Consider the following 13,422-nt stretch of genomic DNA (forward strand, 5'->3'; position numbering starts at 1 on the left):
GGAGCACCGCTTCGACGTGCTGATCGGCGGCGCCCGCCGCGACGAGGAAAAAGCCCGCGCCAAGGAACGCATCTTCTCGCACCGCGACAGCTTCGGCCAATGGCAGCCCAAGGAGCAGCGTCCCGAGCTGTGGACCCTCTTCAACACGCGCATCAAGCCGGGCGAGCACATGCGTGCCTTCCCGATCAGCAACTGGACCGAACTCGACGTCTGGCTCTACATCGCCCGCGAGAACATCCCGCTGCCGCACATCTACTACACGCACCAGCGCGAGGTGATCCGCCGCAAGGGCCTGCTGGTGCCGCTGACCGACGTGACGCCGGTGCAGCCGGGCGAGACGGTCGAGACCGCGCAGGTGCGCTTCCGCACCGTGGGCGACATGACCTGCACCTGCCCGGTGGAGAGCCCGGCCGCAACCCCGGCCGAGATCGTCGCCGAGACGCTCACCGTGACTGTCAGTGAGCGGGGCGCCACGCGCATGGACGACCGCACCTCGGACGCTTCGATGGAGCGCCGCAAGAAAGAAGGATATTTCTGATGTCTGCCGCAGTACAAACCACTCCCCAGGCGGCGCAGCAGGCCGACCACCGCGCCCTGCGTTTCCTCACCGCCGGCAGCGTGGACGACGGCAAGAGCACGCTGATCGGCCGCCTGCTGTTCGACAGCCGCGCCATCCTGGCCGACCAGCTCGACACGCTGGAGAAGCGCGCCGCCGGCCAGCCCATCGACCTGTCGCTGCTGACCGACGGCCTGGAGGCCGAACGTGAACAGGGCATCACGATCGACGTGGCCTACCGCTACTTCGCGACCAAGACGCGCAAGTTCATCATCGCCGACGCCCCCGGTCACGAGCAGTACACCCGCAACATGGTGACGGCGGCCGCCGGCAGCGATGCCGCCGTCGTGCTGGTCGACATCACCAAGCTCGACACCGCCGCGCAGCCGGTGGCGCTGCTGGCGCAGACGCGCCGTCACGCGCTGCTGGCCCACCTGCTGCGCGTGCCCAGCATCGTCTTCGCGGTCAACAAGCTCGACGCCGTCGAGCAGCCCGGCCCCGCCTTCGAGGCGGTGCGCGAGGCCTTGGTGGGCTTTTGCGCACAGGCGGGCATCCAGGTCGCCGGCATCATCCCGGTGTCTGCGCTGCGCGGCGACAACGTCACCGCCCCGCTCGACGCCGACTGGTACGACGGCCCCTCGCTGCTGCAGCTGCTCGAATCGCTGCCCACCACCCAGGAGCGCAAGACCGGCAACCTGCTGCTGCCCGTGCAGTACGTGGCGCGCGAAGGCGAAGGCACCGGCAACCAGCCGCGCACGCTGTGGGGCCGCATAGCCCACGGCAGCGTGAAGGCCGGCGACACCGTGCAGCTGTTCCCGAGCGGACAGATCGCCACGGTCGCCGAGGTGCGCCGGGCCGGCGAAGTGGTCGCCAGCTGCGAAGCCGGCGAATCGGCCGGCATCGTGCTGGACCGCCAGATCGACGTCTCGCGCGGCGACTGGATCGCCACGCCGCAGTCGGTCAAGGAAAGCAACCGCTTCTCGGCCACGCTGGCCTGGCTCGACACCGAGCCGGCCGTGGTGGGCCGCAAGTACTGGGTGCGCCACGGCAACCGCTGGGTGCAGGCGCGCATCGCCAGCATCGAAAGCCGGCTCGACATCCACACGCTGTCGGCCACCGACACGCACGAGCTCGCGGTCAACGACATCGGCAAGGTCGTCGTCGAAACCCAGCAGCCGCTGCCGGTCGAGGCCTACCAGGAGAACCGGGTCGGTGGCTCGCTGATCATCGTCGACCCGAGCAGCAACCGCACCAGCGGCGCGCTGCTGGTAAGCTCGGCGCTCTGAGCCGCCAGGGCGGTCTGCAAAGGAGCAGGGCATGGGCAAGGTCGCGTTCATCGGTGCCGGGCCGGGGGCAGCCGACCTCATCACGCTGCGCGGCGCGCGCCTGCTGGCGCAGGCCGACGTGGTGCTGTTCGACGCCCTGACCGACCCGGCCCTGCGCGAGCTGGCCCCAGGCGCGTGCTGGCTGCATGTCGGCAAGCGCGGTTATTCCGACAGCACCGGCCAGGCGGCCATCAACGCCCTGCTGGTTCGCCATGCGCGCGAGGTCGCCCTGGTGGTGCGCCTCAAGGGCGGCGATCCCAGCGTATTCGGCCGGCTGGAAGAGGAACTCGAAGCAGTCGCCGCCGCCGGCCTCGAGGCCGAAGTGGTGCCCGGCGTCACGGCGGCCCTCGCGGCTGCCGCCGGCTCGCAGCGCCCGCTGACCCGACGCGGCAGCGGCCGCAGCGTCAGCTTCGCCACCGCCATGACACGCAGCGGCGAGCTGCATGCCAGCCGCAGCGCCGACACCGAAGTGTTTTACATGGCCGGCAAGCAGCTGGCCGCGCTGTCGCGCCGCTTGCGTGAGGCCGGCTGGGCCGCCGACACCGCGGTCAGCGTGGTCTCGCGCGCGGGCTGGCCCGACCAGCTGCAAAGCGATCACAGCGTCGCCACCCTGCCCGAGGCCAGCGTGCTGCATGTCGGCCGGCCCACGGTGGTGATCGTCGGCGCCGGGGCCCGCGCGGTGCCGCCAGCGCCGGAACATGGTCCCGACACGCCGGCCGAAGAGGCCGCCTGCGACGTCATGAGACACCAAGGCGACCCCGTGAAATCCCTCAAGCTTTAAAATCGCCGGCTTGCTCGGGCGAATGAACGGCGACCGGCCCAGCCGGCGGCCGCACCGCCTGCGCCCAAGACGCCCCCGAAGGGCGCCGGCAACCCACTGTCAACCACAGACGAGACCCGTATGACCCACGTAGTGACCGAGGCCTGCATCCGCTGCAAGTACACCGATTGTGTGGACGTGTGCCCGGTGGACTGTTTCCGGGAGGGCCCCAACTTCCTGGCGATCGACCCGGACGAGTGCATCGACTGCGCGGTGTGCATCCCCGAGTGCCCCGTCAACGCCATCCTTCCCGAAGAAGACGTCCCCGGCGACCAGCAGCACTTCATCAAGCTCAACGCCGACCTGTCCAAGCAGTGGCCCAGCATCACCAAACGCAAGGCCGCTCTGCCTGACGCCGAGGAGTGGAAGGACAAGACCGGCAAGCTGCCGGAACTGCAGCGCTGATCGAAGGCCGGGGCACCCGCGATGGCGACGCCTGAGGATGCTGCCCTGCCCGTCGCCGCGGCCAGCGCCGCCGGCGCGCCACAGGGCGACCCGGTCGAGACCGACGCCGTCATCGTGGGCGCCGGCCCGGTGGGCCTGTTTCAGGTCTTCGAACTGGGCTTGCTGGAGATCAAGGCCCATGTCATCGACTCGCTGGGCTACCCCGGCGGGCAGTGCATCGAGCTCTACCCCGACAAGCCCATCTACGACATTCCGGCGCTGGCCCGCTGCACCGGCAAGGAGCTGACCGAGCGCCTGCTCGAGCAGATCGAGCCCTTCGGCGCCACCTTCCATCTGGGGCAGGAAGTCACCGGGCTGAACCGGCGCGAGGACGGACGCTTCGACATCGAGACCTCGCGTGGCAGCCGCTTCGTCAGCAAGACGGTGTTCATCGCGGCCGGCGTCGGCGCTTTTCAGCCGCGCACGCTGAAAGTCGAAGGCATCGAGCGCCATGAGGGCTCCCAGCTCTTCTACCGGGTCAGGAACCCGGCGCAGTTCGCCGGCAAGCACCTGGTGATCATCGGCGGCGGCGACTCGGCGCTGGACTGGGCGCTGACCTTCGCGCAGGACGGGCCGCACCGCGCCGCCAGCGTCATCCTGATCCACCGGCGCGACGACTTCCGCGCCGCGCCCGCCTCGGTCTCGCGCATGCGAGCCTTGTGCGAGGCGCACGAGATGCAGCTGATCATCGGCCAGGCCACCGGCCTGCAGGAGCAGGACGGGCGGCTCACAGGACTCAAGATCACCGGCAGTGACGGTGTCACCCGCCTCGTGCCGCTGGACATGCTGCTGGTGTTTTTCGGGCTCAGCCCCAAGCTCGGGCCGATCGCCCAGTGGGGCCTGGCCTTGGAGCGCCGCCAGCTGGTGGTGGACACCGAGAAGTTCGAGACCAGCGTGCCGGGCATCTTCGGTGTCGGCGACATCAACACCTACCCTGGCAAGAAGAAGCTGATCCTCTCGGGCTTCCACGAGGCCGCGCTGGCCGCCTTCGGCGCCGCGCCCTATGTCTTCCCGGACCGGCGCGTGCAGCTGCAGTACACGACCACCAGCCCGAAGCTGCACAAGGTGCTGGGCGTCGAGACCCCGGTCTTCGACGATTGAAGCTCAAAGCTCGGGGAAATCCCGACTGAGAGAACCACGAGCTGCCAGGCAAGACAGGTTCACCCCCCCAGCCCGCCGAGAGCGGGCTTTTTTGCCTTCAGGCGTGGCAGGATGTGCGGCACCACGACGATAATCCGCGCTGCGCCGGCCGCCTCACTAGCGGCCGGCGCACTTTGCTGGGGGTGTTGGGCCTTCGCCTGCGGGCGAACGAGGGTCCGACTGAGAGAGACCCTTCGAACCTGATTGAGGTAATCCTCGCGCAGGGAAGCTGTCTGCACGCGGCCTGAGTGACACCCGGGCGTCTGCCGACGCCGCCCTGCCATCGAACAAGGACTGCACGATGGCATCCCAACCAAGACCGACCTACCGCCTCAGCCCCGTGGCGCTCGTCTGCCTGCTCGGCCCTGCGGCCGCCCTGGCCCAGGAGAGCACGCCGGGCCAGACCGAGTTGCCCGGCGTCACGGTGCGCGGCCAGGCACCCACCTCGCGCTCCGGCGTCGCGGGGTTCGGCGACGTTCCGCTGGTTCGCACGCCGCTGCAGGCGAGGACGGTGCCGCTGGACGAGCTGAAGGACCGCGGCCTGACCCGCCTGTCCGACCTGACCCAGCTCGATGCGAGCGTCAGCGACTCGTACAACTCCGAGGGCTACTGGGACTATCTGAGCGTGCGCGGCTTCGTCCTGGACAACCGCTACAACTACCGCCGCGACGGCCTGCCCATCAGCGGTGAGACCTCGATCCCGCTGCAGAACAAGGCCGCGATCGAGCTGCTCAAGGGCACCAGCGGCATCCAGGCCGGCACCAGCGCCCCGGGCGGCCTGGTCAACTATGTCGTCAAGCGGCCCGAGGGGCGCGTGCGCAGCATCGAGCTCGGGTATGAAAGTCCCGGCACCGTTGGCGTCGCGGCCGACGTCGGCGAGCGTTTCGGCGACAGCCAGCGCTTCGGCCTGCGCGTCAATGCCGCCTTCGAGCGCCTGGACAGCCACCTGCACGACGACCAGGGCCACCGCAAGTTGCTGGCGGTGGCCGGCGACTGGCGCCTCACCCCCGACACCGTGCTCGAAGCCGAGTTCGAGACCAGCAAACGCAGCCAGCCGAGCCAGCCGGGGTTCAGCCTGCTGGGCGACCGGCTGCCCGAGCCGGTGAACCCGCGCATCAACCTGAACAACCAGCCGTGGACGCAGCCGGTGATCATGGAGGGCAACACTGGGTCGCTGCGCTTGCAGCATCGATTCAGTCCGCAATGGCGCTTCACCGCGCACTATGGCGTGCAGCGGCTGGAGACGGACGACCGGCTCGCGTACGCCTTCGGATGCACCAGTGAGGTCGTGTGGCACCGCTACTGCTCCGATGGCAGCTTCGATCTCTATGAGTTCATCAGCGACAACGAAGTGCGGCGCACCGATGCATTGAACTTGTTTACCGACGGTCGCTTCACGACCGGTCCGCTGAAGCATGAACTGGCGACCGGCGTGCTGCTGACTCGCTTCAAGGCCCGCTTCGAACCGCAGATCTATACCCCATCGCGTGATCCGGCGGCACCAGACGACCCGGACATCATCGGCAAGGGCACCGTCGACGGCAACACCATGGTGCTGCCCTCCAACGGCGCGACCTCCCCTAACACCAACCGCACGGAGCGCTCAACCGAGTTCTACGCCCGCGATGCCATTCAGCTCTCGCCCCAGTGGAGCGCATGGCTGGGCCTCCGGCACACGCGTATCCACCGCGAGAGTATCGGCACCGACGGGTCGAACCCCACGGACTACAAGCAGTCCTTTACGACTCCTTGGGCAGCCCTCAGCTACGAGTTCCTGCCGCACCATTTCGGTTATGTCAGCTGGGGCCGCGGCGTTGAGTCCAAGGTGGTACCGAATCGAACAGACCGCTACACCAACCCGGGGCAGTCGCTTCCTCCGATGAAGAGCCGGCAAGTCGAAGTGGGGTTCAAAGCCAGCACGCCCGGTTTCGACTGGGGAGTGAACCTGTTCGATATCGACCGCCCCCGCACCGCGTGCATCGAAGAAGAGGGAGGCTGCGCCGAACGCTTCGACGGCAGCGACCGCCATCGCGGGCTGGAAGCCACCGCCGGTTTGCGCTGGCGTCAGTGGCAATTCGACGGCAGCCTGATGCTGCTCGACGCGGAGATCCAGGGCAGCCAGACAGCCAGACTGAACGGCCGCGAACCGATCAATGTGCCGAAGCGGACCTTCAAGGCCCAGGCGCGCTACCGAGTGCCCGGCGTCAATGGCCTGAGCCTGCTGGCTAGCCTTACCCACGAAGGCAAGCGGCTGGCTGCCGACGATCGGGTTCCGGAGGACCTCCCCGAGATTCACCTCCCCAGCTGGACCCGCTACGACCTCGGCCTGGTGCACGAGCAGAAGTGGCAGGGCCAGCAGCTGCGCTGGCGCGCCGGCATCCAGAACGTGACGGACAAGAAGGCCTGGCGCGAGTCGCCCTTCATGTTCGATCACGTCTACCTCTACCCGATGGCGCCCCGGACGTTTTTTGTTTCGCTGCAAACTGACTTGCAGTGATGAAAACATTCTGTCTATAATCTCGGACTCGATTCCCCGATAGCTCAGTCGGTAGAGCGCCGGACTGTTAATCCGTAGGTCCCTGGTTCGAGCCCAGGTCGGGGAGCCAAACATCGAGAGCCTTGCCAGCCGAAGGCAGGGCTCCAGCACAGGCCTTGCGGCCGCTTCTAACTCAAGCGATCCGCAGGGCTTTTTCTCTCCTGGGGCGGTAGAGCGAGAGAAAGAGCACAGAGCCGGGATTCACGCCTCCTTCCCCGATAGCTCAGTCGGTAGAGCGCCGGACTGTTAATCCGTAGGTCCCTGGTTCGAGCCCAGGTCGGGGAGCCAAGAACAGCTTGGTAAAAAGGCCTCGCAGCGATGCGAGGCCTTTTTACTGGCCGGGCCGGATCCACATCCCTCTGCTGCGAGCAGAGGCTGATCCGGCGTACCATGATGCGAACGAGCGAGCCGCGACTCGGACCGCGGCCACGCCACCGCATCAAGGCCACCTCCCTACGGACACGATCAAGCTCCTGCTCGCCGGCGACGTGATGACCGGCCGCGGCATCGACCAAGTGATGCCCGAGCCGGTGTCGCCCGAACTGTACGAACCCTGGGTGCTCGATGCACGCGGCTATGTGCGGCTGGCCGAGCGGGCCAACGGGCCGATCGCCGCACCGATGAGGCCTCAAGACCCCTGGGGCGATGCCTTGGCCGAGATCGAAGGCCTCGCCCCCGACCTGCGTATCGTCAACCTCGAAACGGCGATCACCGTATCCGGTACGCCGTGGGCAGGCAAGCGCATCCACTACCGCATGAATCCCGCACACATCGCTTGCTTGTCAGCCGCAGGCATCGACGCATGCGCCTTGGCGAACAACCATGTGCTCGACTGGAGTGCCGAAGGATTGAAGGACACCTTGCAGACGCTGCAGGCGGCCGGCATCGCAAGCGCCGGCGCCGGACTGGACGCGCTGCAGGCCCGGGCCCCTGCCGTCCTGCCGCTGCCCCATGGCGAGCGCCTCCTGATGTTCGCCTTCGCCACACCCAGCAGCGGCGTAGCGCCCGAGTGGGAAGCCACGGCCGAGCGCCCCGGCATCGCCTTGTTGCCGCAGTTGAATGAAAGCGACGCACAAGGCGTCCGTGCCTGCGTGGAGCGCCATCGCCGCCGAAACGACCGTGTGCTGGTGTCGCTGCACTGGGGCGAGAACTGGGTCGAGGACCTCCCCGAACTGCACCGCGGCTTCGCACACCGGCTCATCGATCTTGGCGCCGCGGACGTGGTGCATGGGCACTCGTCGCACCATCCGCTGCCGATCGAAGTGCACGCCGGCAAGCTGATCCTCTACGGCTGCGGTGACCTGATCAACGACTACGAAGGCATCGCCCCGCGCGGCCGGCTGCGCTCGGACGTCGGCTGCCTGTATGCCGCGACGCTGTCGGGCGCAGACGGCCGCGTGCAGGGGCTGGAGATCCTGCCGTTCGAGCTGCGCCGCTTCCGGCTGAGGCAGCCGACGGCCGAGACGCTGCAGTGGCTGCACCAGCTGCTGGCGCCCGGCTGCCGGGCCCTCGGCACCCGTCTGGAAACGGCTTCGCAGACGCGCTGGCGTCTCCTGTGGCGCTGAGATGTCGACGCTGCCGCCCTCCCTGTATGCAGGGGCAGCCGCTGCGGTCGTGCTGCTGCACCTCGCCTTCATCGCCTTCGCCGTGGTCGGCGCGGGGTTGCTCTGGCGTTGGCCCCGCCTGGTCTGGATCCACCTGCCGGCCGTGCTCTGGGCCGCCTATGTCGAACTCTGGGGGCAGGGGTGTCCGCTCACGCCGCTGGAGAACCGCTTGCGCCGGCTGGGCGGGGGGCAAGGCTACGGGAGCGACTTCATCGAGCACTACCTGCTGCCTCTCATCTATCCGGCGGCGTTGACCCGGGAGCTGCAGATCGTCCTCGGCGTGACGGTCGCCCTCATCAACCTGGGCCTGTATGCGGCCTGGCTTTTCACGCGCCGGCACGGCCGGCATTGAACGGGAGGCAAGGCGACGCGCACCTGGTACACCCCGTCCCCAGCCGCGAAATAGCCCGAAAGGCGCGCCAGCGGCAACCGCGGTGCAGGCGCCGGCCGGCCGCGCTCACTCCTCCAGCAAGGCGTCCAGGTCCAGCGTCGAGCGTTTGCCCAGATCGTCGCGATGGGCCGTGATGAAGGCGTCGGCCGAGAGGCGGCCCTCGGCATGCAGCAGGGTCAGGAACGGCTGCTCGGCGTTCAGCTGCGAAGAGAAACCCAGCTCGGCGAGTGCCGGGCTGGTGATGCGGTGGATGCGCATCTCGGCCCAGGCCGCCCCCTCGCAGACACCGGGATTGGCCACACCGCGCAGCACGGCGATCATGCGCAACTCCTTCAGCAAGGTGGCGTTGAAGGACACCTCATTGATCCGGTTGGCAATCTCGCGTGCGTCGCGCGGCGTGCCGGGACGCTCCACCGGGTTGATCTGCACGATCACCGTGTCGCGCGCGCCGCACTGGCGCACCAGCGGCGTCAAGGTCGGGTTGCCGGAGTAGCCGCCGTCCCAGTAGGACTCGCCGTCGATCTCCACGGCCTGGAACAGATTGGGCAGGCAGGCCGAGGCCAGCAGCACGTCGGGCGTCAGCTCCGCGTTGCGGAAGATGCGGCCCTGGCCGGTGCGCACATTGGTCGCGGCGATGAACAGCTTGATCGGCCCCCGCATCAGGCGCGCGAAATCGATGGTGCGGTCGAGGATGGCGCGCAGCGGGTTCAGGTTGCCGGGATTGACCTGGTAGGGCGACACCAGGCGCGCCGCGATGTCATAGGCAAGGTAGCCCGGTGAGCTGTCCACGGTCCAGCGGCCCCGCAGGATATCGAGCAGGCCACGGCGGAACGGGCTCAGCAGCGCGGCATGACCGATCTCCAGCCAGAAGGCGTCGAGCGCCGCGCGCGCGCCCGCCGCGCCGCCTTCGGCCCAGCCACTCGCGAGGACCGCCGCATTCATGGCTCCCGCCGAGGTGCCCGAAATGCCTTCGATCTGAAGGTCGGGGTCTTCCAGCAGGCGATCCAGCACGCCCCAGGTGTAGGCCCCGTGCGAACCGCCGCCCTGCAGGGCCAGATCAATCATCAGGGCGGGCATGCAGTTCCCTCGGGTCAGCGGCGTCAGAGCACCGGGTCGGCAAAAAGCCGAAGTTCGAAGTCCTCCGCCCGGGCGGCGTCGGGCGAGGGATCCGCCAGCAGCGCCTCGATCTGCTCGCTGGCACCGAAACCTTCCACATAGCCCATGGTCCAGGCGCCGTAGCGACGCTGTTGCACCGGCTGGGTAAAGACGACCTTCAGCTCGCGATGGCGGGGATCGGCGACGATCGAAGCCATCAGCGTCTCGATCGCATCACGCCGGCCTTCCAGCACCTGCGCGAAATGACGCCCGGACCAGGCCAGCGCACCGGTCACATCGCCGCGTCGATTGCGCATGCGCGACTGCGCCAGCAGGAGCTTCAGCTGCGGTTCCGAGAAACCGGCAGCGACGCGGCTCACGTAGAAGAGGCGCTGTAGATCTTTCATCTGTGTGCAAGGTCTCCCTCGGCACTGGAGAGGGCGCTGTCACGGTGCTGCGGCGGCCCGCGCTCGTGCAGGTCGTCGCGCGATGCGGCGCGGCTCCGTAGCGGAGCAAAGGATGCGCCGGCCCGCGGGGCGCCCCGCCGATACCTGCGGCTGCCCGAGGGGCCTGAGGGGACAGCGCCTTACCAGCTGGCGCCCAAGGTCACCTTCACGGTGCGGGGTGGTCCCGCCAGGGAGCCGTCCGGCCGGCCGAATTCCTCCGCCGTCGTCTTGTAGCGGGCGTAGTTGCGCGCGTTGAAGAGGTTCAGGACATCGGCCCGCAGGCGCAGCTTCATGCCCTCTCGCACCGGAAATTCCTTGCCGAGCGCGACGTCCACCTGTCGGGTGCTGCCGCGCTCCAGCTGGTCGATGAAAAACTGCCCCTCGCCGCGGCTTTCGTTGATGTAGTACTGGGGCCGGCCCGACGCATAGCTCAGCCGCACCGAGCCCTCCAGGCCCCACCACGGCAGGTCCTGGACCAGGGCCGCAACCAGCTTGTGCTTGGACACCGAGGAGGAAGGCTTCCAGCCGTAGCCCTTCAGGTCGGGGTAGTCGAGCGAGTAGTGCTGCTCGAAGTCACGGTTTTCACGCGCATGGGCGTAGGTGTAGGCCACCGTCAGGCCCCAGCCGCTCAAGCGCGTGTAGGGCTTCTGAGCCTGCAGGAACAGGGCGGTGGTGCGGGTTTCGAGGCCGGAGGTGCCGAGGATCAGGGATCCGTAGCCCGGGACGTGATAGGTGGACGGCGCCCCCCAAACGGTACCCGGGTCGAAAAACCGCCCCCCGTCTCGACGGTTGCCCAGCAGGAAAGTGAAGCCGTTTTTGCTGCGCACATGCGAAACGCCGATGTCGGTGTTCCACTCGCCCAGCGCCTTGCGGAAACCCAGGCTGAACTGGTCGGAGTGCGGCACCTTGAGCTTGTTGTGCATCAGCACGATCTCGCGCGCGCCACCAGAGCGGCTGGCCAGCAGCTCGGCCAAGCCCTCTGGGGTGTAGTACTCTGGTTTCCATTCGCCGGGGCCGAACACGATTTCCTGCTTTGCATACGTCCCCTTGGTCCGCTCCAGCTGCAGGAAGTCGAAGATGTTGCGGTCGTAGGCGCGGCCGTACCCGCCATAGAGGACGCTGCGCTGGTCGCCCTCGAAGTCCCAGGAGAACCCCAGCCGCGGCTGGAAAGCCTTCTTGAAGGGCTTGCGCTGCCCTCCGTCGCTGATGTAGTCCTGCACGTTCACGCCGCCGGCAGCGAGATTCGCAGCATACGGGGTCTGTGTCAGCGCGGTGACCACGTCGGCCGGCGTCTTGTAGTCCAGATAGCTCGGGCTGCGCTCGTAGTCCCAGCGCAGGCCCAGGTTGAGCGTCAGGTGCTCGTTGACCTCCCAGTCGTCCTGCACATAGAGGCCCAGCTGCAGGTTGCGCGAGCGTGCCGAGCCGTCGCCCACGCCGGTCAGCGGCATGCCGGCGTGCACCTTGTAGGGATCGCCGTTGCCGTTGACGTCGATGAAGTACTGCGGGTTATAGGGTTGCTGCTCCTGCGCGTCGACGGTGATGGACTTGAGCTTGATGCCCGTCTTCACGATGTGGCGGCCGCGCCATTCGATGTCGGTGAAGGTGAGGTCGTCCTGCAGGGCGTAGCCCTTCTGGCCCTTCTTCTGGAAGTCCTCGCCGCCGCCCACGTTGAGCACCGGCTGCGCGTTGCCCTTGTCCCACCCGGTCGTGAATTGCAGGCCCGGCCCCAGGGTGGCCGCCTTGGGGTTCCAGTAGGAGCGCTCATAGCTGAGGCGCGCCTCGTTGACCCAATCGTCGGCGCTGTACTGGTGTTTCAGCGCCACCCGCGTCTCGTCGTTGTTCTTGTGCGTCGACCAGGGCTCGGTGGCCTGTCCCTTGAGGTTGGTCGTCTCGCGCTCGTCGCGGTACTTGAGCGACAGCTCCAGCTGGTTGGCGTCGTCCACGCTCCAGTCGAGCTTGGCGAACAGCAGGTCCTGTTTGAAAGGCACGTTCACCGGGCCGAGCAATCCGCGGTAGGCCGGCGGCACGTCCTCCACGGTGGCGTGCTCGCCCGGGGTCACCGCCTGCGGATCGCGGTTGTCCTTGCGCTCGAAGGCCATGAAGTAGTGCAGCTTGTCCTTCACGATCGGGCCGCCCAGGGTCAGGCCGGATTGCGTCTGCTTGCTGTCGACCTTCTTGCCGGCCTCCTTCTCGGCTGGCGTCGAGGCGCGCCAGCTGCCCTGGGAGTGATCGACGAACACGTCGCCGTGGAACTCGTTGGTGCCCGACTTGGTCACCGCGGTGATCGCGGCGCTGGTGAGCTGGTCGTACTCGGCCTTGTAGTTCTGCGTCAGGACCTTGTATTCGCTGATCGCCGACTGCGGGAAGGGGTTGCCGCGGCTGGAGTCCTGCCCGCTGATGCCGCCCTGGGTCACGTAGTTCTTCTGGCTCACGCCGTCGATGAACACGTTGACGCCGGTGGCACGCTGCGCCCCGCCCTGCAGCCGCGTGCTGCCGTCGTCGGTGGTCGTGAAGCTGACCCCCGGCGCCAGCTCCGCGAAGCTGAGGAAGTTGCGCGTCACCTGAGGCAGCCGCTCCATCTGGCGCGGCGTGACATAGGTGCCGACCTCCGAGGTCTTGTTCTCGACCAGGCGCGAGCCGGTCACCGTCACCGCCTGCAGCGAGACCGGCTGGGTCGAGACCTGCAGGTTCAGCGACGCCGCCTGTCCCACCTGCAGCACGACCCGCTGCGAGGTGCCGGGGAAGCCGCTGGCCTGCGCCTCGATGCGGTACTCGCCCGGCGCCAGGCCGGTCAGCACGTAGCTGCCGTCACTGCGGCTGGTGGTGCGCGCGGTCTGGCCGGTGGCGAGACGGGTGGCGGTGATGCCCGCCTGGGCCTGCGGTTTGCCGTCGGCGCTGACGACCCCTCGCAAGGTGGCGCTGCTGACCTGGGCAAGGGCCACCGGGGTGGTGCCGCCGCACAGCACGGCAACGCAGGCGGCCACGGCCCGGCCTTGGAATCGGGTGTTGTCTCTCATGGTGCAGCCTCTTCGATCAACCCAATCCGGGCCCATCCTAAAAGTGCA

Annotated in this window: 11 protein-coding genes, 2 tRNA genes and 1 riboswitch; of the genes, 10 read left to right on the forward strand and 3 right to left on the reverse strand. The window is 67.9% G+C overall.

Annotated features, from left to right (window positions below; all coding sequences use genetic code 11):
• The 10 genes from cysD to OOT46_RS27450 form a co-directional block, all read left to right on the forward strand.
• Nucleotides 1–538: sulfate adenylyltransferase subunit CysD (gene cysD, locus OOT46_RS27405; protein WP_265406806.1), on the forward strand; the 538-nt coding region annotated here is incomplete at its 5' end.
• Nucleotides 538–1,842, forward strand: a complete 1,305-nt coding sequence (locus tag OOT46_RS27410; protein WP_265406807.1) for a sulfate adenylyltransferase subunit 1 — start codon at nt 538–540, stop codon at nt 1,840–1,842. The genes cysD and OOT46_RS27410, both read left to right, overlap by 1 nt.
• Nucleotides 1,843–1,873: 31 nt before the next feature.
• The gene (gene cobA / locus OOT46_RS27415) at nt 1,874–2,662 is read left to right on the forward strand and encodes a uroporphyrinogen-III C-methyltransferase (RefSeq protein WP_265406808.1); all 789 of its coding nucleotides are present in this window, start codon (nt 1,874–1,876) and stop codon (nt 2,660–2,662) included.
• Between the two features lie 120 nt (nt 2,663–2,782).
• A complete protein-coding gene (fdxA, locus tag OOT46_RS27420; protein WP_265406809.1) occupies nt 2,783–3,106 on the forward strand; it encodes a ferredoxin FdxA in 324 nt (107 codons plus the stop codon).
• A gap of 21 nt (nt 3,107–3,127) precedes the next feature.
• Nucleotides 3,128–4,246: an NAD(P)/FAD-dependent oxidoreductase gene (locus OOT46_RS27425; protein ID WP_265406810.1), complete on the forward strand. Its 1,119-nt coding sequence runs from the start codon at nt 3,128–3,130 to the stop codon at nt 4,244–4,246.
• Between the two features lie 168 nt (nt 4,247–4,414).
• A riboswitch (TPP riboswitch) is annotated at nt 4,415–4,529 on the forward strand.
• A gap of 57 nt (nt 4,530–4,586) precedes the next feature.
• Nucleotides 4,587–6,782 (forward strand): TonB-dependent siderophore receptor, encoded by a 2,196-nt coding sequence (locus OOT46_RS27430; protein WP_265406811.1) that lies wholly within the window; start codon nt 4,587–4,589, stop codon nt 6,780–6,782.
• Nucleotides 6,783–6,815: 33 nt separating this feature from the next.
• Nucleotides 6,816–6,891: transfer RNA gene (locus tag OOT46_RS27435), tRNA-Asn, on the forward strand.
• A 142-nt stretch (nt 6,892–7,033) separates the two neighbouring features.
• Nucleotides 7,034–7,109, forward strand: a tRNA-Asn gene (locus OOT46_RS27440).
• 185 nt (nt 7,110–7,294) lie between these two features.
• Nucleotides 7,295–8,386, forward strand: coding sequence for a CapA family protein (locus OOT46_RS27445; protein WP_265406848.1), 1,092 nt, complete (start codon nt 7,295–7,297; stop codon nt 8,384–8,386).
• 1 nt (nt 8,387) lies between these two features.
• Nucleotides 8,388–8,777, forward strand: a complete 390-nt coding sequence (locus OOT46_RS27450) for a DUF2784 domain-containing protein (RefSeq protein WP_265406812.1) — start codon at nt 8,388–8,390, stop codon at nt 8,775–8,777.
• Between the two features lie 105 nt (nt 8,778–8,882).
• On the opposite strand, the gene OOT46_RS27455 is transcribed toward OOT46_RS27450, so the two are convergent.
• The 3 genes from OOT46_RS27455 to OOT46_RS27465 form a co-directional block, all read right to left on the reverse strand.
• Nucleotides 8,883–9,881, reverse strand: coding sequence for a patatin-like phospholipase family protein (locus OOT46_RS27455; RefSeq protein ID WP_265406813.1), 999 nt, complete (start codon nt 9,879–9,881; stop codon nt 8,883–8,885).
• Nucleotides 9,882–9,916: 35 nt separating this feature from the next.
• Nucleotides 9,917–10,318 carry a BLUF domain-containing protein gene (locus OOT46_RS27460; RefSeq protein WP_265406814.1) on the reverse strand — a complete coding sequence of 134 codons (402 nt, stop codon included), beginning with the start codon at nt 10,316–10,318 and terminating at the stop codon, nt 9,917–9,919.
• 179 nt (nt 10,319–10,497) lie between these two features.
• On the reverse strand, nt 10,498–13,374 hold the full coding sequence (locus OOT46_RS27465; RefSeq protein WP_265406815.1) for a TonB-dependent receptor: 2,877 nt from the start codon (nt 13,372–13,374) through the stop codon (nt 10,498–10,500).
• Nucleotides 13,375–13,422: the final 48 nt, after the last annotated feature.

The organism is Aquabacterium sp. A7-Y (assembly GCF_026153205.1).
Taxonomy (GTDB): domain Bacteria; phylum Pseudomonadota; class Gammaproteobacteria; order Burkholderiales; family Burkholderiaceae_C; genus Caldimonas.